The organism is Xenorhabdus doucetiae (assembly GCF_000968195.1).
In the GTDB taxonomy this organism is placed as follows: domain Bacteria; phylum Pseudomonadota; class Gammaproteobacteria; order Enterobacterales; family Enterobacteriaceae; genus Xenorhabdus; species Xenorhabdus doucetiae.
Genome location: NZ_FO704550.1, coordinates 434,477 through 458,677, shown reverse-complemented (window position 1 = coordinate 458,677; position 24,201 = coordinate 434,477). Strand labels below are relative to the sequence as shown.

Genomic DNA, 24,201 nt, shown 5'->3' with positions numbered 1-24,201 from the left:
TTAAAATGTGAACTGGCTCAAATTATGTTATTAAACGAACAAACAAGCCCCCACCTCTAAAGATGTGGACTTTAAAATCTGTCGTGAAAATGTTCGTCAGCTATTGTTGGTTCGATTCCGATAAATCATCTTGTTTTTGGCCTAATAGCGCCAATTCCAACAATGCGTAGCGGTGCTCAACAAAGTTATGCACATTGTTAGCGACCGTCAGCTTGAATAACGCAACTGCGTTATCCTCATCCCCCAGACTTAGGTAATGTTTACCTAAATAGAAGTCAGTTTCACTGAGATGCTCAGCGAGCGAAGTGTTATCTGCTGAACCCTGTTTCAGGCGCTCCATCAGTGTGTTTTCACTGATTTTACCCAAATAGAATTCAACGATATTCCAGCCCCATCGCCCCCGGTTCGCTTTGTCAAAATGGTGTGACAAATGCGTCATTGCAACCTTAGGATCAATTTTTTCTTCCACAAGGTACAACCACAACGAACGGAAGGGATCATTTGGATCGTCTTGATAAAACGCCTGCAGATCATCCTGCGCTAATTGATAGCGGCCACCGTAGTACAGTGAAATGCCACGATTCATTCGCGCGTAATTGTAAGTTGGATCAAGTTCTAAAACAGAATCAAACGCTTCATAGGCAGAATCAAAATTGCCTGCCTGCGTAAAATAAATTCCCAGATAATTAAAAATTTCAGGAATATCAGGACGGATAGACAAAGCCACTGAAAAATCATTCTGCGCCAGTGCCCTCAGCCCGAGGCTATCATACAGTACACCGCGCTCATATAAAAGCTGTGCATACTCATCTTCCGTAAGTGACCGACTCGCAAGTATTTGTTCCATGCGGGCCAGGATAACCTCTTGTTGCAATGTCGGTTGTAATGGAATAGCAATAACTTCGTTTTTACGCCACCCCGTGCTGCTACATCCCACAAGGAAAAAAATAGCCGCAACATAACACCAGCGCAGAAAAGAATTCATTTCCCACTCCCGAAGTCAGACATCAATCAGAATGCCCTGTTACTCCACCCACATTGTATAATTTCAGGCTTCCTGCCCAAAATTGACTTTCTCTCTCATCTTCCAAGCTATTGCCAAGCGATAACAAACGCGACGACAAACACAACAACTCAAAATCTATTGAGATAAACGGCGCCCTTTTTACAGGACGCCGCGCTTTACGTCAAATTTATTCTACTGATGATTCTGGTAACTGTTGTGTTTCAGCCGTCGCAATCACCGCTTCTTTCATGCTCAGGCGGATACGACCCTGACGGTCAATTTCCAGCACTTTTACCGGCACTTCTTGGCCAAGTTGCAGATAATCAGTGACTTTCTCCACCCGTTTTTCCGCGATCTGAGAAATGTGTACCAGCCCTTCTTTACCGCCGCCGATAGCAACAAATGCGCCAAAATCAACGATACGGGTCACTTTGCCGGCATAAATACGGCCTACTTCAACTTCTGCCGTGATTTCTTCGATACGGCGGATAGCATGACGCGCTTTATCACCGTCCGTCGCTGCAATCTTCACGGTACCATCGTCTTCAATTTCAATGGTTGTACCGGTTTCTTCCGTCAATGCACGGATCACGGAACCCCCTTTACCGATCACATCTTTGATCTTGTCTGGATTGATCTTGATAGTGTGGATACGTGGGGCAAATTGAGAAATATCGTTGCGTGGGCTATGAATGGCTTGCTCCATCACATTCAGGATGTGCAGACGGGCACCTTTGGCCTGATTCAGGGCAACCTGCATGATTTCACGGGTAATACCTTCAATTTTGATGTCCATTTGCAATGCGCTGACACCATCACGGCTACCCGCAACTTTAAAGTCCATGTCGCCCAGATGATCTTCATCACCCAGAATGTCAGACAGAACCACAAAGTTATCCCCTTCTTTCACCAGCCCCATCGCAATACCGGCAACAGCAGCCTTAATGGGCACACCGGCATCCATCAGTGCCAGTGACGCACCACAGACAGAAGCCATTGAGGAAGAGCCGTTGGATTCCGTGATTTCAGACACGACGCGAACGGTATACGGGAATTCATTGGCACTTGGCATTACCGCCAATACACCTCGTTTCGCCAGACGACCATGACCAATTTCACGACGTTTTGGTGAACCGACCATGCCTGTTTCACCGACAGAGTATGGAGGGAAGTTATAGTGGAACAGGAAGCGATCAGTACGCTCACCCATCAGTTCATCGATAACCTGAGCATCGCGCTCGGTGCCCAGTGTTGCAGACACCAGTGCCTGAGTTTCACCACGGGTAAACAGGGAGGAACCATGAGTACGTGGCAGTACGCCAGTGCGAACATCCAAAGCACGCACCATGTCTTTTTCACGGCCATCAATACGCGGTTCACCACGCAGGACACGGCTACGAACCACGTCTTTTTCCAGACCGGAGAGAACATCAAGAATGTCTGATTCTGCCAGTTCAACGCCTTTTTCCGCAGATTCTGCCAGAATAGCCGCAGTCACTTCTTCTTTGATGATATCAACCTGAGCGTAACGTTCCTGCTTCTCAGTAATGCGATAAGCATCACCCAGACGGCTTTCCGCCAGTTCTGCAACACGGGCGTGCAGAGGCTGGTTAACCGGCTCTGGTGACCAATCCCATTTTTCTTTACCGGCTTCAGCCGCCAGTGCATTGATGTTATCAATCACAATCTGTTGTTGCTCGTGACCAAACACAACCGCACCCAACATTTGCTCTTCAGTCAGCAAATCGGCTTCGGATTCGACCATCAGTACCGCACCTTCTGTACCTGCAACCACCAGATCCAGACGGCTGTGTTTCAGCTCATCACTGGTTGGGTTCAGTACGTACTGGTCGTTGATGTAGCCAACACGTGCAGCACCAATTGGGCCATTGAATGGAATACCAGACAGTGCCAAGGCAGCAGAGGAGCCAATCATCGCAACGACATCAGGGTTGACCTGTGGGTTAACAGAAACGACTGTCGCAATGATTTGAACTTCGTTCAAGAAACCTTCTGGGAACAGAGGGCGCAGAGGGCGGTCGATAAGACGGGCAACTAAGGTTTCGCCTTCGCCCGGACGGCCTTCGCGGCGAAAGAAACTTCCCGGAATACGGCCAGCAGCGTAAGTACGCTCCTGATAGTTAACGGTCAGAGGGAAGAAATCCTGACCTGCTTTGACTTTCTTTTGACCGACAACGGTGACAAATACCGCTGTGTCATCCATATTTACCATAACGGCTGCTGTCGCCTGACGAGCCATCATGCCAGTTTCGATGGTCACCGTGTGTTGACCATACTGAAATTTACGAACAATCGGATTCAGCAAAATAATTTTCCTTTGTTGGTGTTGCCGCTTTAAGAAAGAGACAACAATAGCGTTTCTCTTCTTGCTACACCCTCACGACTAATGACAGTGCTTACTCCTTTAAGGACTCTCATTAGCCGCGCGAGTCACTGTAGCGGAAGAGGTTCAAATTTTAGAAACGGTAAAAACAGTGGTTAAATTTCTCAATACTGTTTGTATCAATTCCGTTTCTTAGAAGAAAAGGGGCCGATTAGGCCCCTTTCCACTGAAACTCATCAATTAGCGACGCAGTCCCAGACGCTCAATCAGAGCAGTATAGCGTGCTAAATCTTTACGCTTCAGGTAGTTCAGCAGCTTACGACGCTGTGCAACCTTTCTCAGCAGACCACGACGGCTGTGGTGATCTTTTTTGTGCTCTGCAAAGTGGCCTTGCAGCTGGTTGATGTCAGTAGTCAGCAGTGCGATCTGAACTTCGCTGGAACCACTGTCGTTAGTGCCGCGACCAAATTCAGCAATAATCTGCGCCTTTGCAGCAGTACTTAGAGACATAGTATAACTCCAATTATGTAATTTAAAATGACAAGTGCCGATCTCTAATTCAGCAACTCGTGTAGACGCGGTATTCTACGCTGCAAATAAGTGAAGCGCAAGACAGCACAATCGCCGCCATTTTGTGCCCCAACTCAAATTACCTGCTCCAAATTCCTTGTCTGTTGCTATCATTATCGATTTCAACAACTGTTTGTTTTTAACAGCCATTTGTTTTTTACAGCTATTTATTTCAACCGCTATTCAGTTTCAACAACAGTTTCAACAACCAGCCGGCGTGGTGCCACTAATCCATCTTCATCAATCACGGCAATGCCGATGAATTTATTTTCCTCTCCTGCGGTAACCCTCACCCATTCATTCGAAGCCAAATTATGGTTACTTCGAACAGGTTGGCCTTGTTTGAAGTACGAGGCGACCACAGAAGTTAAGTGGATAACAGGAAAATGGGTAACGGCGGTATCCATGGGCAGCAACAAGGGATCAAGCAATTCCCACGCCTCAATTTCCTGATCTTCAGCCTGTTGTTTTAATTCCTGCAACTGCTCCAATGTGACCATTCTTTGGTGAGGATAATTGGCAACCTGTAAACGACGCAGATAAATGACATGCGCGCCGCAGCCCAATAATTCCCCTAAATCATCAATGATGGTACGAATGTAAGTGCCCTTGGAGCAGTGTATTTCCAATTCCAGCTCATTCCCTTCCCAGCGAATGAATTGTAATTCATAAACCGTGATCGGACGCGCTTCCCGCTCAACGTTAACCCCCTGACGGGCATATTCGTATAGCGGTTTCCCCTGATGTTTCAATGCAGAATACATGGAAGGAACCTGCATAGTGTCACCACGGAATGTATCCAATGCCGCATGAAGCTGAGGTTCAGTGATGTTGACTTCACGTTCACTGATGAGGGTTCCATGTGAATCCGACGTATCCGTGCGCTGCCCCAAACGGGCAATCACACGATAGCGTTTGTCAGAATCCAGCAAAAATTGGGAAAATTTGGTCGCTTCACCAAGGCAAATCGGCAACATGCCGGTTGCTAATGGGTCCAGCGCACCCGTATGACCCGCCTTGCTGGCATTGAAAATCCGCCTGACTTTCTGTAACGCATCATTGGAGGAAATTTCCTGCGGCTTATCCAGCAACAGCACACCGTGTATCGCACGGCCTTTACGACGGCGCCCCATCACTTTTCCTCATCATGATCCGCGTGATCCGCAGATGCGCGACGCCTCTCATCGTTTTTAACCACATTACTGACTAAATTCGACATCCGCATCCCTTCCACCAACGAACTGTCATAAGAGAATGTCAGCTCAGGAATGACACGCAAGCGCATCGCTTTACCTAGCAGGGAACGAATAAAACCAGAGGCTTCGTTCAATGCCTTAATACCCACTTCAACTCTATCTGAATCATGCCCTTCAACCAGCACATTCAGAAAGGTAACAAATACTTTGGCATAAGCCAGATCGCGGGAAACTTCAACACCAGAGACTGTCGCCATGCCGATACGGGGATCTTTGACTTCACGCTGTAAGATGATGGCAATTTCTTTTTGCATTTCCTGTGCAACGCGCTGAGTACGACTAAATTCTCTTGCCATTGTTTTCTCTCCTGACATTTTGGGGGGCATAAGCCCCCCAAGAATGGAATGAATCTATTGGGTATCAATAAGGGTATTAATCGATGGAGCGTTTGATTTCAATCACTTCAAAGACTTCAATCATGTCGCCAACGCGAACATCATTGTAGTTCTTCACACCGATACCACATTCCATACCATTACGGACTTCGTTAACGTCATCTTTAAAGCGACGCAGGGATTCCAGTTCACCTTCGTAAATAACAACGTTATCACGCAGTACGCGGATCGGGTTATTACGCTTGATAGAACCTTCTGTCACCATACAACCCGCCACGGCACCAAACTTCGGTGACTTGAAGACGTCACGAACTTCGGCAAGACCCATGATCTGCTGTTTGTATTCTGGTGCCAGCATTCCGCTCATCGCCTGTTTGATCTCATCAATCAGGTTATAGATAACCGAGTAGTAACGCAGATCCAGACTTTCGTTTTCGATGATACGACGGGCAGATGCATCAGCACGAACGTTGAAGCCCAGAATAATGGCGTTAGATGCCGCTGCCAATGTTGCATCAGTTTCGGTGATACCACCGACACCAGAACCGATGATTTTCACTTTCACTTCATCAGTTGACAGTTTCAGCAACGCGTCACAAATAGCTTCACAGGTACCCTGAACATCGGTTTTCAGAACGATGTTCAGCTCAGAGACCTTACCTTCTTCCATGCTGGCGAAGATATTTTCCAGTTTAGCCTTATGCTGACGAGCTAATTTCACTTCACGGAATTTACCCTGACGATACAAGGCCACTTCACGCGCTTTTTTCTCGTCACGCACTACTGTCGCTTCATCACCCGCAGAAGGAACATTGGACAGACCCAAAATTTCCACTGGGATAGATGGGCCAGCGGAGGTCACTTCACGGCCAAGTTCGTTACGCATCGCACGGATACGGCCATATTCGAAGCCACACAGAACGATATCGCCTTTGTTCAGAGTACCGGATTGAACCAGAATGGTTGCCACTGGGCCACGGCCTTTATCCAAGAAGGATTCAATGACCACACCATTTGCCATGCCGGTACGTACCGCGTTCAGTTCAAGGACTTCAGCCTGAAGCAAGATAGCTTCCAGCAATTCATCAATCCCCGTACCTGCTTTGGCAGACACATTGATGAACTGGTTTTCACCGCCCCAATCCTCTGGCATGATGCCGTATTGCGACAATTCAGTCTTCACGCGATCCGGATCAGCTTCTGGCTTATCGATCTTGTTCACCGCAACAACAACCGGTACGTTGGCCGCTTTAGCATGCTGGATAGCTTCTATGGTCTGAGGCATCACGCCATCATCTGCCGCTACAACCAGAACAACGATATCTGTTGCTTTCGCACCACGGGCACGCATGGAGGTAAACGCAGCATGGCCTGGGGTATCCAGGAAGGTGATCATGCCTTTTTCAGTTTTCACATGGTATGCACCAATGTGCTGGGTAATGCCACCCGCCTCTCCAGAAGCCACTTTCGTGGAACGGATATAATCCAACAGGGAAGTTTTACCGTGGTCAACGTGACCCATGATGGTAACAACTGGCGCACGAGATTCTGCCAGTGTTTCACCGGTATCACGATCGCTCATCAGCGCTTCTTCCAGCTCGTTTTCACGACGCAGGATAACTTTGTGCCCCATTTCTTCAGCAACCATCTGTGCTGTTTCTTGGTCGATCACTTGGTTGATGGTGACCATGGCGCCCATGTTCATCATCGTCTTAATGACCTGGGCACCTTTGACGGCCATTTTGTTAGCCAATTCAGCAACCGTAATTGTCTCACCAATCACAACGTCACGGTTAACGGCAACAACCGGTTTCGTGAAGCTCTGCTGTAAGGTGCTAGGTTTACGTTGTTTACCTTTGGTACGACCCACTGCACGCGCTTCTTCGCGATCAGCTTTCGATTCAGAATGTTTGTTATTCTTCTTCTGGCGGGATTTGCCACCACGGGAGCGGGAACGACGATCGCCTTCTACTTTGGCGTCATTTTCATCTTCCGCATCACGAGCATAGCGGGAAGTGGTTATGTGGTAGTCACTATTGTCATTAGTATCAGAATTTTCAGACCATTTGTCTTTATTCTCTTCTGCCATTCGACGTGCTTCTTCTGCAACACGCTTTGCTTCCTCTTCCACCTTACGGCGAACTTCTTCTTCAGCTTTGCGTTTTAAATTTGCAGCTTCAGCTTCACGACGCGCTTTTTCGTTTTGCGCAGCAGGATGAGTCTGAACTGATTTTGGTTTGTTTTCGGTATGTTGCTTAGTCACTTTTTCTTTTTCCGCCGCCTCACGCTGAGGCAGTTTAGCCTCTTCACGCTTGGCTTTTTCTTCTGCTACACGTCGAGCGCTCTCTTCTGCTTCACGTTTTGCCTTTTCTTCGGCTTCACGTTTAGCTTGCTCTTCCGCGAGTTTTTTCGCTTCAGCTTCAAGCCGCGCCTTCTCTTCTGCCTCGCGCCGAGCTTGCTCTTCCGCTTCACGCCTCGCCTGCTCTTCCGCGTTAACCTGTTCGGCATCGCGGTTTACATATGTGCGTTTTTTGCGGACTTCAATCGCTACCGATTTACTTTTGCCACCGGTGCCAGGAACGTTCAGTGTACTGCGTGTTTTACGCTGTAGTGTTAATTTACCCGGCTGACCGCCAGAACCGCCTTGTTCGCGGTTCAGGTAGGCCAGCAAAGCTTCTTTTTCTTTCTGGGAAACAGAGTCAGTTGCGGTTTTCTGAATGCCAGCATCAGCAAATTGCTGGATTAGACGTTCTACCGATGTCTGGATCTCTTCTGCCAGTAATTTTACGGTTACCTCTGTCATTCTGTTCCTTCCTGCTACAGTTTATTTATGCATCATCGCCAAACCAACAGATATTACGGGCTGCCATAATGAGTTCTCCTGCTTGCTCATCATTCAGTCCTTCGATATCAGATAAGTCGTCGATACCCTGTTCTGCAAGATCTTCCAGAGTACAGATGCCACGGACAGCCAGGTCAAACGCCAAAGTACGCTCCATGCCAGGCAGATTCAATAAATCTTCGGCAGGTTGCTGATCACCAAGGCTCTCTTTCTGAGCCAGTTCCAGCGTCGTTAAGGCCGCTTTAGCGCGTTCACGAAGAACTTCAACAGTTTCTTCATCAAGGCCTTCTACTGCCAGAAGTTCATTGATTGGCACGTAAGCCAGCTCTTCCAGTGTAGAGAAACCTTCCTCAACTAATACAGTGGCGAAATCTTCATCAATGTCGAGATGCTTAGTAAATGTATCAATAGAAGCATGAGCTTCTGCCTGATGTTTTGCTTGTAGCTCCTCCGCAGTCATGACATTCAGTTCCCACGTGTCATCACCACGATGCTTTTTCAACAGTTGCGCCGCCAAACGAACGTTTTGGCCATTACGCCCAATCGCCTGAGCAAGATTACTGTTTTCTACGGCAACATCCATTGTGCAGTTGTCTTCGTCCACCACAATCGATGCAACATCCGCCGGAGCCATAGCATTAATGACAAACTGCGCAGGGTTATCGTCCCACAGCACGATGTCAATTCTTTCACCGCCCAACTCACTGGAAACGGCCTGAACCCTTGCACCACGCATACCGACACAAGCACCAACAGGATCAATACGCTTGTCGTTGGTTTTCACTGCGATCTTGGCACGGGAACCCGGATCACGGGCAGCCGCTTTGATCTCAATGATCTCTTCACCAATCTCAGGCACCTCAATACGGAACAGTTCAACCAGCATCTCTGGGCGAGAGCGAGTGATAAAAAGCTGTGCACCACGTGCTTCTGGGCGAACATCATACAGAACACCGCGCACGCGGTCACCTGGACGGAAGTTTTCCCGTGGCAACATGTCTTCACGTAAAATAACCGCTTCGGCATTATTACCTAAATCCAAGGTAATATTTTCACGGTTCACTTTTTTGACCTGACCGGTCACAATTTCGCCCTGTTGTTCACGGAATTGATCAACAACCATCGCACGTTCAGCTTCACGGACTTTTTGTACGATAACCTGTTTTGCCGTCTGGGTCGTAATACGGTCAAAAGTGACTGATTCAATTTGATCTTCGATATAACCACCCAGTTCAATTTCTGGGTCTTCAAATTTTGCAGCTTCCAGTGTGATTTCGCGCGTTGGTTGAGTCACTTCGTCTACCGCTATCCAGCGACGGAAGGTATCAAAATCACCTGATTTACGATCGATGCAGACGCGAACGTCGATCTCCTGCTCATACTTTTTCTTGGTGGCTGTCGCCAGCGCAATCTCTAATGCTTCGAAGATTTTTTCGCGAGGGAGTGATTTTTCATTAGAAACCGCTTCCACAACAGCCAGAATTTCTTTATTCATCCTAGTTGCCTCATCCGAACTTTAAAAGTGGGGTACCAGGTTCGCTTTCTGGATGTTGCTCAGTGCGAACACTTCGTCTTTGCCATCCACCGCAACCGTAATCATTTCACCATCAACAGCCTTGATGATACCTTTCCATTTGCGACGGTTCTGCATTGCCATGCGTAACATCAAATTGACTTCTTCACCGATAAAACGCTGGTAATGTTCAGCCTTAAACAGTGGACGCTCAAGCCCTGGTGAAGATATTTCCAGGTTATAAAGCCCTGGAACCGGATCTTCAACATCAAGCACTGCACTGACCTGGTGGCTAACATCAGCACAATTATCAACAGTGATACCCTCCTCACTATCGATATAGACCCGCAGCGTTGATACACGAGCGCGAATAAACTCCAGGCCAACTAATTCAAAACCCAAAGCTTCAACTGGTGCTGAAATTATCTCTGTTAATTTTTGCTCTAATGTGGACAAGCCCACCCCCAAGACATAAAAAAAGGGCTATATTAGCCCAGTAATTCTGCTGTCAAATAACAAAAAACCCCGATACTCGGGGCTTTATGCAACTGGACCCTGTTTACTGCCAGCGGTCTCAACCAGCTTCTTTGTATACCTTTCAAAGCAACCTGTCAAATCAGGATAGATATTTCAATGGCTGCTGAAGATGACTGCTGAAAAGGTACATGTTATTAAGAAGTGGTTGCGGGAGCCGGATTTGAACCGACGACCTTCGGGTTATGAGCCCGACGAGCTACCATGCTGCTCCATCCCGCGTTCGAAAACGTGGCAAATCTTACGCTGATAATCCTAAAAACGCAAGTTTCTAGATTAATGGTGCCGAGGACGGGACTTGAACCCGTACGCCCGTTGTTTAGGCACTACCACCTCAAGGTAGCGTGTATACCAATTTCACCACCTCGGCACTGATTTTATAGGACTGTTATTCTGTTAAAATCAACAACCCTATTTCAATTCTGTTACTGAATGTTACTGCGGGATATCGCTATTGGGTTTTGCTGGCGTTGCCGGAACTTCTGTCTGTTTTTCAACTTTTACCGGTTCGACAAGGCTATCCCATTTGCTGCCGGAACCCGTTTTATTGCTAGTCATGTTACCTAGAATCAGACTGATAACAATAAACAGCGTGGCAAAAACAGCCGTCATGCGGGTCATGAAGTTACCGGAACCTGATGAACCGAACAGCGTGTTAGATGCACCCGCACCGAAAGAAGCACCCATATCAGCACCTTTACCCTGCTGTAGCAGAACCAGAGCGATTAGCCCGATACCAACCAGCAAGAATATACCTAAAAGAGCTTCATACATATGTTGTACCCGTTTCCTCGTGGGGTTTACCACAATTTCGTAGCGACGTTATATTGCATCACCCGCTCACAAAATTAGAAAAATTAACTTATTGAGCGGGTGTGAATACTAACCAAAGCGTATCAGACACGCAAGATTAATTTTAAATACTGGCGCTGTTCGGGCAAAAAATCAACAAATCAACCTGCTTTTTTCACCGCATCAGCAATACGATGCGCCAATGCGGTGACTTGCTCTTCATCTTCGCCTTCCACCATGACGCGAATCAATGGTTCTGTCCCTGATTTACGCAGCAGAACACGACCACGGCCATTTAATTCCGCCTCAACGGAATTTACGGCTTCAAGCACTGATTCTGATTGCAGGGGATCGATATTCCCCGTAAAGCGAACGTTAACCAAAATTTGCGGCAAAAGTTTCATGCCGCTGCACAGGTCATGCAGGCTCATATTATTGCGCACCATGGCACTCAAGACTTGTAATCCGGCAACAATTCCGTCCCCGGTGGTGGTTTTGTCCAGCAAAATCACATGACCTGAGTTTTCGGCACCCAAACGCCAGCCTTTTTCTTGCAATTTCTCCAGCACATAGCGATCACCGACTTTCGCGCGTTCAAATGGGATGCCAAGCTGTTTCAGGGCCAACTCCAGCCCCATATTGCTCATCAGCGTCCCTACGGCGCCACCTCGTAGCTGGCCTTGCCTTAACGCTTCACGCGCAATGATATACAGGATCTGATCGCCATCAACTTTTTCGCCCAGGTGATCAACCATGATGATACGGTCACCGTCACCATCAAATGCCAGACCAACGTGTGCCTGTTCTTCCAGTACCCGTTTTTGCAACAGCCGCACATCGGTTGCACCACATTCTTCATTGATATTGATACCATTCGGTTCACAACCGATGGTGATCACCTCCGCGCCCAGTTCTCTGAGAACATTCGGGGCGATATGGTAGGTCGCACCATTGGCGCAATCCAACACCACTTTCAGTCCATTTAAACTTTGCTCACTGGGGAATGTCCCTTTGCAAAATTCAATATAACGACCCGCTGCATCAACTATTCGGTTTGCCCGCCCCAATTCAGCCGATTCCACACAGGTCAGGGATTTTTCCATTTCTGCTTCAATCGCTTCTTCGACATCATCAGGTAATTTAGTACCATCAATGGAGAAGAATTTAATGCCGTTATCGTAGTAAGGGTTGTGGGAAGCGGAAATAACAATGCCCGCTTCTGCACGGAAAGTACGTGTCAGATAGGCCACGGCAGGTGTTGGCATCGGGCCGGTAAAAGATGCCGATAATCCTGCTGCGGCTAATCCTGCTTCCAGCGCAGATTCCAGCATATAACCTGAGATTCGAGTATCTTTACCAATAATGATTTTGCGAGAACCATGACGTGCCAGCACTTTGCCCGCAGCCCAACCCAGTTTCAATACAAAGTCAGGGGTAATTGGGCTATTACCTACTCGGCCACGGATACCGTCAGTACCAAAATATTTACGGTTACTCATAAATTTCTTTTTCCTTTGCTGAACGTATTCTCTGCTCACAGCGTGTTTTTTGCTGACATCATGTTTTTTATCAACATAAATTCTTTTCAGATACCTTATTCGGTACAGGTCATGTTGGCAGACTGTGTTGCATAAACGATTTTCATTGCCTGAACGGTTTCTTTGACATCATGCACACGGATAATCTGGGCACCTTTCATGGCTGCAATCACGGCACAAGCAACACTTCCTGTCACCCGCTCCTGCGGTGGTACATCAAGTAATTGACCAATCATGGATTTGCGTGACATTCCCACCAGAATAGGCAATCCCAAATAGTGGAATTCTTGCAAGTGAGCTAGTAACTGATAATTATGCGATAGGTTCTTACCAAAACCGAAGCCAAGATCAAGGATCAGGCTGTTTTTTGCGATACCCGCCGCAACACAGCGCTCAATTCGCTGCATCAGAAATGTTTTGACTTCCGATACAACATCTTCATAGTGGGGTTCTGCCTGCATGGTGCGAGGTTGCCCCTGCATATGCATCAAACAGACCGGTAAACCACTTTGTGCTGCCGCATCAAGTGCTCCGGGTTCCTGCAACGCGCGAATGTCATTAATAATGTGTGCCCCAGCCTTGGCAGATTCCCGCATAACAGCCGCTTTTGAGGTATCCACAGAGATCCAAGCATCGAAACGCTGTGCCAGAGCCTCAATCACCGGAACGACACGATCCAGTTCTTCCTGTTCACTGACCTCATTGGCTCCGGGGCGAGTCGATTCTCCTCCTACATCAATAATGGTTGCCCCCTCTTTGATCATCCTAGCGGCATGTTCCAGTGCAGTATCAAAGGTATTATGGATACCACCATCAGAGAAAGAATCGGGAGTCACGTTCAAAATACCCATGACTTGTGGGCGGGAAAGATCGAGGATACTGCCTCTGGCAGTCAATTTCATCGCGAGGTGCCTTAATGTCAAAACCCCAGGGCAAGCCTGGGGTTTAATTTAAGAAATAAATACGTTACGTGGTTGGATTTCCATCCGCAGGCTTCGACGTTTGCTGCGGAGATGATGTGTTATGACGGTTATTGTTATTGCCGCCATTATTATCACCGTCCCAACCTGCGGGTGGACGTACTGTTGTACGATTCATCAGATCATCAATCTGAGGAGCATCAATCGTTTCATACTTCATCAACGCATCTTTCATTGAATGAAGAATATCAAGATTATCCATCAGAATCTGACGAGCACGTAAATAGTTACGATCGATGATAGCTTTCACTTCCTGATCGATTAAACGCGCAGTGTCTTCAGACATATGTTTTGCCTTAGCAACTGAACGGCCGAGGAAAACTTCGCCTTCTTCTTCCGCATACAGCAATGGCCCCAGTTTTTCTGAGAAGCCCCACTGGGTCACCATGTTGCGCGCAATGGATGTCGCCACTTTAATATCATTGGATGCACCAGTAGAAACATTATCTACACCATAGATAATTTCTTCTGCTAACCGCCCACCGTATAAGGTTGAAACTTGGCTTTCCAATTTCTGGCGGCTTGCACTGATCTGATCGCCCTCTGGCAAGAAGAACGTCACACCCAATGCACGGCCGCGCGGAATAATCGTCACCTTATGAACCGGATCGTGTTCCGGCACCAAACGACCAATAATGGCATGCCCTGCTTCATGGTATGCCGTGGCTTCTTTCTGTTCCTCCGTCATCACCATTGAACGACGCTCTGCGCCCATCATGATCTTATCTTTGGCTTTTTCGAACTCAACCATAGAAACAACGCGCTTGCTACCGCGAGCAGCAAACAAAGCGGCTTCGTTCACAAGGTTAGCCAAATCTGCGCCGGAGAAACCGGGTGTACCACGCGCAATGATTGATGCGTCAATATCCGTATCCAGCGGAATGCGGCGCATATGCACTTTCAGAATTTGCTCACGGCCACGAACATCCGGCAGGCCAACCACGACCTGACGGTCAAAACGGCCGGGGCGTAACAAGGCTGGGTCCAGAACATCAGGACGGTTAGTCGCTGCGATAACAATAATACCTTCGTTACCTTCAAAGCCATCCATTTCAACCAGCATCTGGTTCAGTGTCTGTTCACGTTCATCGTGTCCACCACCCAGACCTGCGCCACGCTGACGACCGACTGCATCAATTTCGTCAATAAAGATGATGCACGGTGCCGCTTTTTTCGCCTGTTCAAACATATCACGAACACGGGAAGCACCGACACCCACAAACATTTCAACGAAATCAGAACCCGAAATGGTAAAGAAAGGGACTTTCGCTTCACCCGCAATCGCTTTCGCCAGCAATGTCTTACCCGTACCTGGCGGCCCCACCATCAGGATGCCTTTCGGGATCTTGCCACCCAATTTTTGGAAACGGCCAGGTTCACGCAGATACTCCACCAATTCGCCCACTTCTTCTTTTGCTTCGTCACAACCAGCAACATCGGCAAACGTGGTTTTGATCTGATCTTCCGTCAACATCCGGGCTTTGCTTTTACCAAAAGACATCGCCCCTTTACCGCCACCACCTTGCATTTGGCGCATAAAGAAAATCCAGACGCCAATGAGCAGTAGCATTGGGAACCATGAAATAAAGAGGGTTGCCAACAGACCTTGTTGTTCTGGCGGTTCACCAACGACTTTTATCTGCTTATTGAGTAGGGTATCCAGCAGCTTTTCATCCTGAACCGGCATATAAGTGCTGTATTTTCCACCGTTGTCTTTCTTAGTGAAATCAATGTCACGACCCGAAATACGTACTTCGCTTATTTGATTCTGCGATATCTCAGTGATGAAACTAGAGTAATCTACCCGACGACCGCTAGAGTCGCTGGGACCAAAACTCTGGAACAATAACATCAAGACAACTGCGATGACTAACCAGAGAATCAGGTTTTTCGCCATGTCACTCAAGGGATTAACCTCATATTACAACTGTGTTAACAAATAGTAGTCAGGGTACTACACTTTCCGCCCTGTCGCTACAATGTATACTTCACGTGATCGTGCCCGCGAAGCTTCTGGTTTACGAATTTTTACCTTCGCAAAAAGGGAGCGTATTTCCCTCAGGTATTCATCAAAGCCCTCTCCCTGAAACACTTTGACAATAAAACTGCCCCCAGGGGCCAGCACATCACGACACATATCCAACGCTAACTCAACCAGATACATGGATCGGGGAATATCGACCGCGGGGGTTCCACTCATATTAGGAGCCATATCCGACATGACGACCTGGACTTTATTATCACCAACTCTCTCAAGTAATGTTTTCAATACAAGTTCATCGCGAAAGTCGCCTTGCAGGAAATCGACGCCAACTATCGGGTCCATTGGCAAAAGATCACAAGCGATAACTCGCCCATTATTGCCAATCTGACTCACTACGTATTGAGACCACCCACCCGGAGCAGCGCCTAAATCAACAACGGTCATGCCCGGTTTAAAGATTTTGTCGCTTTGCTGTATCTCATCAAGTTTAAACCAAGCGCGAGAGCGAAGCCCTTTTTTCTGCGCCTGAAGAACATATTTATCACTAAAATGTTCCTGTAACCAGCGACTTGAGCTTGCTGAACGTTTTTTATTGGCCATTGTTCTTTCCAACTCTACTAATAGAACGCCTTATTTTTTGCGCTCTCTTATCAAACCACACCACACTTTTATGGTGATAGATATGAGATGGCGGTAGAATATATCGTTTTCAATCCCAACTAAGCAAAAAAACGATGACTCTTAACAAGAAACAAGTCCAATACCTGAAAAGCCTCGCTCATTCATTAAAGCCTGTCGTGATGATCGGCAACAATGGGCTGACCGAAGGCGTATTGGCTGAAATCGAACAGACTCTTTCACATCACGAGCTTATCAAAGTCAAAGTTGCGGGCGAAGACCGCGAAATAAAAACTTTGATCGCTGAAGCGATTGTTCGTGAAACAGGTGCACATAATGTGCAAATCATTGGAAAAATGTTAGTTCTCTACCGTCCATCAGCAGAACGCAAAATTAGTCTACCTAAATAATCACGGCATATTTATACAAAAGTGCCATATTGATGTATTTGTTATGATAAAAAAGGCCAACAACTGGCCTTTTTCTTTTGATCATGGTGTTTTAGAGATAATCCACGTTCAAAACTTCGTATTCCACTTGACCGCCAGGCGTCGTAATCACAACCACATCATCCACTTCTTTGCCAATCAGGCCACGGGCAATCGGTGAATTCACTGAAAGAAGATTTTCTTTAATATTGGCTTCATCATCACCGACGATACGGTAGGTCTGCTCTTCGTCAGAATCCACGTTCAGTACTGTTACCGTTGCCCCAAAAATCACCCGGCCATTGTTGGTCACTTTCGTAACATCAATCACCTGTGCATTGGAAAGTTTAGCCTCAATTTCCTGAATACGGCCTTCACAGAAGCCCTGCTGCTCACGGGCGGCATGATATTCCGCGTTTTCTTTCAAATCACCGTGCTCACGCGCCTCAGCGATTGAAGCAATAATTTGCGGGCGACGTACATTTTTCAAATATTCTAATTCTTCGCGCAATTTATCCGCGCCACGTACCGTCATCGGAATTTGTTTCATTTATTAAACCTCTAAATCAATCCTAAGCCCAAACAACATCATTCCTGATTTTTGTAATAACAGCACAATGAGCACACCCTATCAGGCGGGCTTACAGATAATTAATAAAAGAAGTGTCACTCAGCACAATCTGAAGTCCACATGCCTATTTACCTGCCAATCTATCATTCTAACGTAGAGTTGCTGATGGATCATCGTTTACTTTGCCTTTCAATGACACCTTAGTATGATTAATACAAATATTCTTGGGATATACCCACTTTCATATGCGAGATCTATGGCTCTTTTAAAAATTACCAGCAGAATAGCTTGTATGCTCAGTTTGATTCTGAGTATTTTCAGTGCGAATGCCTCTTCCAATGTCTCTTCGATTGAGAAAAGTGCCCAATATTTGCCTGCGGGAACTGATTTTTCGTTTATTGCCCAAGTTGTTGGCTCAAAAAATCCCTTAGTTGATTATCACGGGCAACAAATGGCGTTACCGGCAAGTACGCAGAAAATCGTGGCAGCATTGGCAGCGCTATTGCAGCTTGGTAAGGATTACCGTTTTATAACAACCTTGGAAAGTGATGCCAATATTGTAGATGGCGTATTAGAAGGTAATCTAACGGCTCGCTTTGTCGGCGATCCCATGCTGACACGTTCACAACTGCGCAATATGGTCGAGACCTTAAAACAATCGGGTATCAAACAGATTGCCGGCGACCTTGTGATCGATGTTTCGATTTTCGCCAGCCATGATAAAGCCCCTGGCTGGGTATGGAACGATATGACCCAGTGTTTCAGTGCCCCTCCATCAGCCGCCATCGTGGATAAGAACTGCTTTTCTGTGTCACTTTACAGCTCAGAACAACCTGGAGAACTGGCTGTTGTTCGTGTGCCCTCTTTTTATCCTGTCGACGTATTGAGTGAAGTCAAAACATTGGCGAAGGGATCGCCCGAAGCGAAGTATTGTGAACTTGATGTGACATCGGCTGACCTGAATCGATATACCCTGACAGGTTGCCTGACACAACGCAATGAACCACTCCCCTTGGCGTTTGCCATCCAAAATGGGGCGAGTTATGTTGGCAAGATCCTAAAAAATGAACTGAATACTGCGGGCATCGAGCTAAAAGGCCATATACGGCGCCAATCTATTCCCCAACCACCAGAAAAGATCCGCGCCGTCAATCAATCTGTACCATTAATGAATATGCTCACAATCATGTTGAAAAAATCAGATAACATGATTGCCGATACTCTCTTTCGTACCCTCGGCCATCGTTATTTCAACGTTCCGGGTACATGGCGGGCAGGTTCCGATGCCGTTCGCCAGATTCTGAAACAGAAAGCCGGTATTGACTTAGGTAATACCGTCATGGTGGATGGTTCTGGCCTTTCACGCCACAATTTGATCGCCCCCGCAACCATGATGGAGATATTGCAATTTATCGCCCAGCATAATGATGAACTGGACTTCATCTCGATGTTACCCAAAGCGGGATATGATGGCACGTTGGCTTATCGTCCCGGTCTGCATGAAGCGGGGCTTGATGGTAAAGTTTTTGCCAAAACAGGATCATTACAAGGCGTTTATAACCTGGCAGGATTTATGACTGCCGCCAGTGGGCAACAAATTGCTTTTGTCCAGTTTGTCTCTGCCTACTCTGTTCCGCCGCAAGATCAGCGTAGCCGCCGGGTTCCGTTATCGCGTTTTGAACACGATTTGTATAAGTCGTTATATCAAAACCACTAACGGGTTCGGTTTTGTCTCGACAATAGCTATCGTCAATGATGATGTGACCTGATCTGCCTGGTTGTGATATGCTTATTGTATTAACTATTAATACAGGTATGCGATATGAGAAAAATTACTTCTGTCAGTATGAGCGAACAGCTTGACGGTTTTGTACAGCGCATGGTTGAGAGTGGCCGTTACGGTTCGATCAGTGAAGTTATGCGCTCTGCACTACGTCTGTTGGAGCAGCAGGAGAATCAAAACGATGCTATTCGCAAGGCAGTGATAGATGGCCTTGAAAGTGGGGAAAGTTCGTTAACCCTACGGGATATTGCTGAACAACGGAAGCGTAAGCACAATGTATAAGCTCACTGAAAGGGCGGCAGAAGATTTTGCCGGAATTTATGATTATACCCTTTTACAGCTTGGTACGGCTCAGGCCGACCACTACACGGGGATGCTGGAAGCGTTTCTGGAAACATTGGCCGGAATGCCTTATATCGGTCGGGAATATCCCGTTATCCCCGGAGTGATGCGAATTGAGTTCCAGCGCCACACCATTTTCTATACTATCCGTGATACCGATATTCTAATTGCTCGTATTCTTCACCAGCAAATGAATCACCCCCAGCATCTCCTTTAAACAGGCATCCAGACGCTGCATGTTCTTAAGAAGAACTTGGTCGAAAAGGAAAAGGGGCGCTGTACTTAGCGCCCTTTTGTGATATTCGAATGTCTATTGAAGATTAGTGCTTATAGATAAACTCTACGCCTTCGTCATCTTCTTCGTCCCAGTCATCATCCCAATCGTCATCAGATGCTTGCTGCAACTGTTCCTTATGGTAGTCATCCCACATGAATTCAACTTTTTCAGGTTGAGATTCTTCTGACGTTTCCATACTACGAGGCTGGGTCTTCATGAATTCCATAATGTCCCAGCACAGCTCTTTCACACCCTGACGGTTCACGGCTGAGATCATGTAATAATCGCCTTCCCAACCCAGCTCATCAGCAATGGCTTTTGCCCGCTGTTTCGCTTCTTCCGGATCCGTAAGATCGACTTTATTAAATACCAACCAGCGCGGTTTTTCTGCCAGTTTTTCACTGTATTTGTGTAGCTCTTTGATGATGATACGAGCGTTTTCAACCGGATCGGATTCATCAATTGGGCAGAGATCAATCAAATGCAGCAATACGCGGCAACGTTCCAAATGCTTCAAGAAACGAATACCCAATCCCGCACCTTCTGATGCACCTTCAATCAAACCTGGGATATCTGCAACGACAAAACTTTGCTCGTTATCCATGCGCACAACACCAAGGCTTGGCACCAGCGTTGTAAAAGGATAATCAGCCACTTTGGGTTTTGCTGCCGATACCGCGCGAATAAAGGTGGATTTGCCTGCATTTGGCATACCCAACATTCCCACATCAGCCAGTAGCATCAGTTCCAACATCAGCTCACGGCTTTCTCCAGGCGTTCCCATCGTCCTTTGACGAGGGGCGCGGTTCACCGAAGATTTAAAGCGGGTATTGCCAAGGCCGTGGAAACCGCCTTTAGCCACCATAAAACGTTGTTCATGGCGCAGCATGTCCCCAAGCACTTCTCCCGTGGCAACATCACGCACACGAGTTCCGACCGGAACCTTGATGGTAATGTCCTGACCACGTTTACCGGTACAATCGCGGCTTTGTCCATTTTGACCACGTTCAGCGCGGAAGGATTTTTCAAAACGGTAATCAATCAGCGTATTGAGGTTTTCATCTGCCAGCAGGTAGACATCACCACCATCACCACCATCGCCGCCGTCCGGCCCACCTTTGGGAATATATTTCTCACGGCGGAAGCTGACGCAACCATTGCCACCATCTCCCGCGACAACCAGAATCCTGGCTTCATCTACAAATTTCATCACTTTTCTCCGTAGGATAGCCACTGTAAAACTGGATGGCAGCTAGTACCCAGAGATGGCGTAATCCAGAATATAAAAAGCCCCGCAACACACATTGCAGGGCTTCTATTCGATTAAGAGTCAAAAAACTTATTCAGCTTCGATGCTGATAAATTTACGGTTTTTTGGACCTTTAACTTCGAACTTAACTTTCCCGTCAGCTAATGCGAACAGGGTGTGGTCACGGCCACAACCTACGTTGCTGCCTGCGTGGAACTTAGTACCACGTTGACGAACGATGATGCTGCCTGCCAAAACAGACTCACCACCAAAACGTTTTACACCCAGACGTTTGCTTTCAGAATCGCGACCGTTACGAGTCGAGCCGCCAGCCTTTTTGTGTGCCATTAATCTGCTCTCCTAAAATCTTAAGCGATGCCAGTGATTTTAACATCAGTGAACCACTGACGGTGGCCCTGCTGCTTACGGCTGTGTTTACGACGACGAAACTTAACGATTTTAACTTTCTCGCCACGACCGTGCGCAACAACTTCAGCTTTAACTTTAACGCCTTCAACTACTGGAGCGCCGATTTTGATGTCTTCGCCATTAGCGACCATCAGTACCTGGTCAAACTCAACAGTTTCACCTGTTGCGATGTCCAGCTTTTCCAAGCGAATTGTTTGGCCTTCGCTTACTCGGTGTTGTTTACCACCACTTTGGAAAACTGCGTACATATAAACTCCGCTTTCCGCGCACCCCCTAAAAATGCTTTCCAGAGCGCGCTATAAAATATTCACAATAGGGCGCGAATTCTACGCAAAAACCGCCTAGAAGACAAGTGCAGAATTAGAACAGATGAGAAAAAAACAGAGTTTTTCAATTGTCATTTATTTGAACGGTTTTTCAAGTACAATCGATATATCTTGATATCTATTGATATGCTAATTAATGAGCACAGCTCTGAATCAGAGTCCAAAGCCAAAACATGAATTTAGAATCGATAATTAAACTTACCGCTGATGATATGGCAGCGGTTAATGAAACCATTCTTAACCAATTAAATTCTGACGTTGCGCTGATCAACCAACTTGGTTACTACATTATCAGCGGTGGTGGCAAGCGCATTCGCCCAATGATTGCCGTACTGGCAGGTAAAGCCCTTCATTGTGCAAGCGAAAAACACATCAAAGTTGCTGCTTTGATTGAATTTATCCATACGGCAACCTTGCTGCATGATGATGTCGTTGATGAATCTGATATGCGCCGGGGAAAAGAGACAGCCAACGCCATTTATGGCAACGCTGCCAGTGTCCTTGTCGGCGATTTTATCTATACGCGTTCATTTCAAATGATGACCGATCTTGATTCCATGCGCGTATTAAAATTGATGTCTGACGCTACCAATGTCATTGCTGAAGGCGAAGTCATGCAGTTGATGAACTGTAATGATCCGGATATTTCAGAAGATGACTATATGCAGGTCATTTACAGCAAAACCGCCCGCCTGTTTGAAGTCGCTGCCCACTCAGCCGCCATTCTCGCCAACGCCACGCCTGAGCAAGAAGCCGCACTGCGTGATTATGGCCGTTATCTGGGGACCGCATTTCAATTAATTGACGATCTGTTGGATTATGACTCAGATAACAGCACACTCGGCAAGAATACGGGGGATGACCTGAATGAAGGCAAACCCACATTACCCCTTTTGCACGCCATGACCCGCGGAACGCCGGAACAATCCGCTCTGATCCGCAGTGCCATTGAGCAAGGTAATGGCCGCCATTTGCTGGATACTGTACTGGCAACAATGAAACAGTGTGGTTCACTTAACTACACCCGCCAACGGGCAGAAGAAGAAGCTGATAAGGCCATTTCAGCATTGCAAATACTGGAAGATTCTCCATACAAGGCGGCCCTTGAGGGATTGGCTCATGTCGCCGTACAGCGACTTTCCTGAACTGAATCAATCAGTGTCCCAGATCACTCAATCTGGGGCACTCTCTTTATTATCAATATCTTGAATACCGACATATTGAACAAGGCTGGCCAGCCCTTTTCTCAAAATGAACTTAACCATGCGCTCTCTTTCGGATTTGCTCAACTGGTAATAAGCCTCCACCCAGATCATAAAGGGGTCCTGCCGCTTATTCCGGTAGTACTCGACTGAACTTTCACTCACAGTCAGTAGATTCAGAACTTCTTCGGGTAAACTGTTGACATTATATTCGAGCGCTTTTCCTTGTACTCCACGCTTACGGCGTTGTTCCCAGCCCTCGCGTCTTGCCATCAGATTGACCCCTTGGGGAGACGATGGCAGCCCTGCGAGGCCGATGAGCTCCTTTGCAGAATACCAATCTTTTTTCATCTCTTTCTCCTCGCTTGATACTGGAGCAGTGAAGAGAAAGCCAAATTTTAAGCATTTGGCTTTTCAAAAGCTGTCTCAAGTAGCTGTGATTTTTTCCAAAAAACTTCTTATGCCATCACGTAATATCACTTCGGTAATTACCTCCTTTTCTTCCTCGGTGAGTAAATTAAATGCACTTACCCAAATAGAGAGAGGATCTTGTTTCTGAACCTGATATTCCGCTGATGTTTCATGTAGTTCCAAAGCCGTTAAAGTTGATTTAGGCAAACAAGAGTAATGGTATTCAATGGCCCTTCCTTGAACACCCGCCCGTTTTTGCCTCAACCACTCTTCACGTTTTGCCCTGGCATTAACTCCTTGTGGTGATCTAGGTAACTCACCTACACCGGTCAACTCCATTGCCGTATACCACTCTTTTTTCATAATGTTTCTCTATTTTTGTAACCAAGTTCAAAAAAGACGTTATTAAGAAAAAATTAGAAATATTTTTAGAAAAAATAATGTTATTTTATTTTCTTAATAACAGGTTCGTGTTCGTTATTAATTTCACATTAACGCTTTAGTTATACCACTAATGTGGCTTCAAATTTAATAGAAAAGGATTAAAAAAATGATTTCTATGAAATCGGATTGGCATCCTGCTGATATTATTGCTGCTTTACGTAAACGAGGAACGACGTTAGCCGCCGTTTCCCGTGAGGCGGGGCTCAGCTCATCAACTTTGGCGAATACACTTTCTCGCCCGTGGCCCAAGGGAGAATGGATAATAGCGAATTACTTAGAACTGCATCCGTCTGAAATATGGCCAAGTCGTTATTTCGATCCCCGTACAGGAGAACTATTAGAAAGGAAAGTTAGAGAGAAAAAGAATAATTAGCTATCAATATTATTATTGAAAGAAAAACCGCTAGTTATTTCTAACTAGCGGTTT

At 46.7% G+C, this 24,201-nt stretch carries 25 protein-coding genes and 2 tRNA genes; 6 read left to right on the top strand and 21 right to left on the bottom strand.

Going from position 1 to position 24,201, the window contains the following annotated elements; genetic code table 11:
- Nucleotides 1-100: 100 nt before the first annotated feature.
- The 15 genes from nlpI to rlmE form a co-directional block, all read right to left on the bottom strand.
- A complete protein-coding gene (gene nlpI, locus XDD1_RS02295) occupies nt 101-985 on the bottom strand; it encodes a lipoprotein NlpI (protein WP_045968333.1) in 885 nt (294 codons plus the stop codon).
- A 208-nt stretch (nt 986-1,193) separates the two neighbouring features.
- Nucleotides 1,194-3,332 carry a polyribonucleotide nucleotidyltransferase gene (gene pnp / locus XDD1_RS02290; protein WP_045968332.1) on the bottom strand — a complete coding sequence of 713 codons (2,139 nt, stop codon included), beginning with the start codon at nt 3,330-3,332 and terminating at the stop codon, nt 1,194-1,196.
- A 258-nt stretch (nt 3,333-3,590) separates the two neighbouring features.
- On the bottom strand, nt 3,591-3,860 hold the full coding sequence (rpsO, locus tag XDD1_RS02285) for a 30S ribosomal protein S15 (protein WP_045968331.1): 270 nt from the start codon (nt 3,858-3,860) through the stop codon (nt 3,591-3,593).
- A gap of 239 nt (nt 3,861-4,099) precedes the next feature.
- Nucleotides 4,100-5,053 carry a tRNA pseudouridine(55) synthase TruB gene (gene truB / locus XDD1_RS02280; RefSeq protein WP_045968330.1) on the bottom strand — a complete coding sequence of 318 codons (954 nt, stop codon included), beginning with the start codon at nt 5,051-5,053 and terminating at the stop codon, nt 4,100-4,102.
- Nucleotides 5,053-5,472: a 30S ribosome-binding factor RbfA gene (gene rbfA / locus XDD1_RS02275; RefSeq protein WP_045968328.1), complete on the bottom strand. Its 420-nt coding sequence runs from the start codon at nt 5,470-5,472 to the stop codon at nt 5,053-5,055. The genes truB and rbfA overlap by 1 nt, the downstream gene beginning before the upstream one ends.
- Before the next feature lie 76 nt (nt 5,473-5,548).
- Nucleotides 5,549-8,314 (bottom strand): translation initiation factor IF-2, encoded by a 2,766-nt coding sequence (gene infB, locus XDD1_RS02270; protein WP_045968326.1) that lies wholly within the window; start codon nt 8,312-8,314, stop codon nt 5,549-5,551.
- A gap of 25 nt (nt 8,315-8,339) precedes the next feature.
- A complete protein-coding gene (nusA, locus tag XDD1_RS02265; protein ID WP_045968325.1) occupies nt 8,340-9,848 on the bottom strand; it encodes a transcription termination factor NusA in 1,509 nt (502 codons plus the stop codon).
- A gap of 21 nt (nt 9,849-9,869) precedes the next feature.
- A complete protein-coding gene (rimP, locus tag XDD1_RS02260; protein WP_045968323.1) occupies nt 9,870-10,322 on the bottom strand; it encodes a ribosome maturation factor RimP in 453 nt (150 codons plus the stop codon).
- Nucleotides 10,323-10,545: 223 nt separating this feature from the next.
- Nucleotides 10,546-10,622: transfer RNA gene (locus tag XDD1_RS02255), tRNA-Met, on the bottom strand.
- A 58-nt stretch (nt 10,623-10,680) separates the two neighbouring features.
- Nucleotides 10,681-10,770, bottom strand: a tRNA-Leu gene (locus tag XDD1_RS02250).
- Between the two features lie 65 nt (nt 10,771-10,835).
- On the bottom strand, nt 10,836-11,174 hold the full coding sequence (gene secG, locus XDD1_RS02245) for a preprotein translocase subunit SecG (protein WP_045968322.1): 339 nt from the start codon (nt 11,172-11,174) through the stop codon (nt 10,836-10,838).
- A 179-nt stretch (nt 11,175-11,353) separates the two neighbouring features.
- A complete protein-coding gene (gene glmM, locus XDD1_RS02240; protein ID WP_045968319.1) occupies nt 11,354-12,691 on the bottom strand; it encodes a phosphoglucosamine mutase in 1,338 nt (445 codons plus the stop codon).
- A gap of 95 nt (nt 12,692-12,786) precedes the next feature.
- Nucleotides 12,787-13,632, bottom strand: a complete 846-nt coding sequence (folP, locus tag XDD1_RS02235) for a dihydropteroate synthase (RefSeq protein WP_045968317.1) — start codon at nt 13,630-13,632, stop codon at nt 12,787-12,789.
- A 64-nt stretch (nt 13,633-13,696) separates the two neighbouring features.
- On the bottom strand, nt 13,697-15,616 hold the full coding sequence (ftsH, locus tag XDD1_RS02230) for an ATP-dependent zinc metalloprotease FtsH (protein WP_045968315.1): 1,920 nt from the start codon (nt 15,614-15,616) through the stop codon (nt 13,697-13,699).
- A 48-nt stretch (nt 15,617-15,664) separates the two neighbouring features.
- Entirely contained in the window at nt 15,665-16,294 is a 630-nt protein-coding gene (gene rlmE / locus XDD1_RS02225) for a 23S rRNA (uridine(2552)-2'-O)-methyltransferase RlmE (RefSeq protein WP_045968313.1), read from the bottom strand.
- 134 nt (nt 16,295-16,428) lie between these two features.
- On the opposite strand from rlmE, the gene yhbY reads away from it, so the two are divergent.
- Nucleotides 16,429-16,722, top strand: coding sequence for a ribosome assembly RNA-binding protein YhbY (yhbY, locus tag XDD1_RS02220; RefSeq protein WP_045968311.1), 294 nt, complete (start codon nt 16,429-16,431; stop codon nt 16,720-16,722).
- A gap of 91 nt (nt 16,723-16,813) precedes the next feature.
- Here yhbY and greA read toward each other — a convergent pair whose 3' ends face one another.
- Entirely contained in the window at nt 16,814-17,290 is a 477-nt protein-coding gene (gene greA / locus XDD1_RS02215) for a transcription elongation factor GreA (protein WP_045968309.1), read from the bottom strand.
- A 277-nt stretch (nt 17,291-17,567) separates the two neighbouring features.
- Between greA and dacB the strand changes: the two genes are divergently transcribed.
- From dacB to XDD1_RS02200, 3 genes are all read left to right on the top strand, one after another.
- Complete coding sequence (gene dacB / locus XDD1_RS02210; protein ID WP_045968307.1) at nt 17,568-19,028, top strand: serine-type D-Ala-D-Ala carboxypeptidase; 1,461 nt, start codon at nt 17,568-17,570, stop codon at nt 19,026-19,028.
- A 105-nt stretch (nt 19,029-19,133) separates the two neighbouring features.
- A complete protein-coding gene (locus XDD1_RS02205) occupies nt 19,134-19,376 on the top strand; it encodes a type II toxin-antitoxin system ParD family antitoxin (RefSeq protein ID WP_045968305.1) in 243 nt (80 codons plus the stop codon).
- Nucleotides 19,369-19,653: a type II toxin-antitoxin system RelE/ParE family toxin gene (locus XDD1_RS02200; RefSeq protein ID WP_045968303.1), complete on the top strand. Its 285-nt coding sequence runs from the start codon at nt 19,369-19,371 to the stop codon at nt 19,651-19,653. Before XDD1_RS02205 ends, XDD1_RS02200 begins: the two co-directional genes overlap by 8 nt.
- 103 nt (nt 19,654-19,756) lie before the next feature.
- Here the strand turns inward: XDD1_RS02200 and cgtA are convergent, their stop codons facing one another.
- From cgtA to rplU, 3 genes are all read right to left on the bottom strand, one after another.
- Nucleotides 19,757-20,923, bottom strand: a complete 1,167-nt coding sequence (cgtA, locus tag XDD1_RS02195; RefSeq protein WP_045968301.1) for an Obg family GTPase CgtA — start codon at nt 20,921-20,923, stop codon at nt 19,757-19,759.
- Between the two features lie 129 nt (nt 20,924-21,052).
- Nucleotides 21,053-21,310: a 50S ribosomal protein L27 gene (gene rpmA / locus XDD1_RS02190; protein WP_015836118.1), complete on the bottom strand. Its 258-nt coding sequence runs from the start codon at nt 21,308-21,310 to the stop codon at nt 21,053-21,055.
- Between the two features lie 20 nt (nt 21,311-21,330).
- Nucleotides 21,331-21,639: a 50S ribosomal protein L21 gene (rplU, locus tag XDD1_RS02185; RefSeq protein ID WP_045968299.1), complete on the bottom strand. Its 309-nt coding sequence runs from the start codon at nt 21,637-21,639 to the stop codon at nt 21,331-21,333.
- 251 nt (nt 21,640-21,890) lie between these two features.
- Here rplU and ispB point away from each other — a divergent pair, with 251 nt between their 5' ends.
- The gene (gene ispB / locus XDD1_RS02180; protein ID WP_045968297.1) at nt 21,891-22,862 is read left to right on the top strand and encodes an octaprenyl diphosphate synthase; all 972 of its coding nucleotides are present in this window, start codon (nt 21,891-21,893) and stop codon (nt 22,860-22,862) included.
- Between the two features lie 27 nt (nt 22,863-22,889).
- Here the strand turns inward: ispB and XDD1_RS02175 are convergent, their stop codons facing one another.
- Nucleotides 22,890-23,270 carry a DNA-binding protein gene (locus tag XDD1_RS02175; protein ID WP_045968295.1) on the bottom strand — a complete coding sequence of 127 codons (381 nt, stop codon included), beginning with the start codon at nt 23,268-23,270 and terminating at the stop codon, nt 22,890-22,892.
- Between the two features lie 75 nt (nt 23,271-23,345).
- Nucleotides 23,346-23,693 carry a DNA-binding protein gene (locus XDD1_RS02170; protein WP_045968293.1) on the bottom strand — a complete coding sequence of 116 codons (348 nt, stop codon included), beginning with the start codon at nt 23,691-23,693 and terminating at the stop codon, nt 23,346-23,348.
- Nucleotides 23,694-23,880: 187 nt separating this feature from the next.
- On the opposite strand from XDD1_RS02170, the gene XDD1_RS02165 reads away from it, so the two are divergent.
- The gene (locus XDD1_RS02165; protein WP_045968291.1) at nt 23,881-24,147 is read left to right on the top strand and encodes a helix-turn-helix domain-containing protein; all 267 of its coding nucleotides are present in this window, start codon (nt 23,881-23,883) and stop codon (nt 24,145-24,147) included.
- Nucleotides 24,148-24,201: the final 54 nt, after the last annotated feature.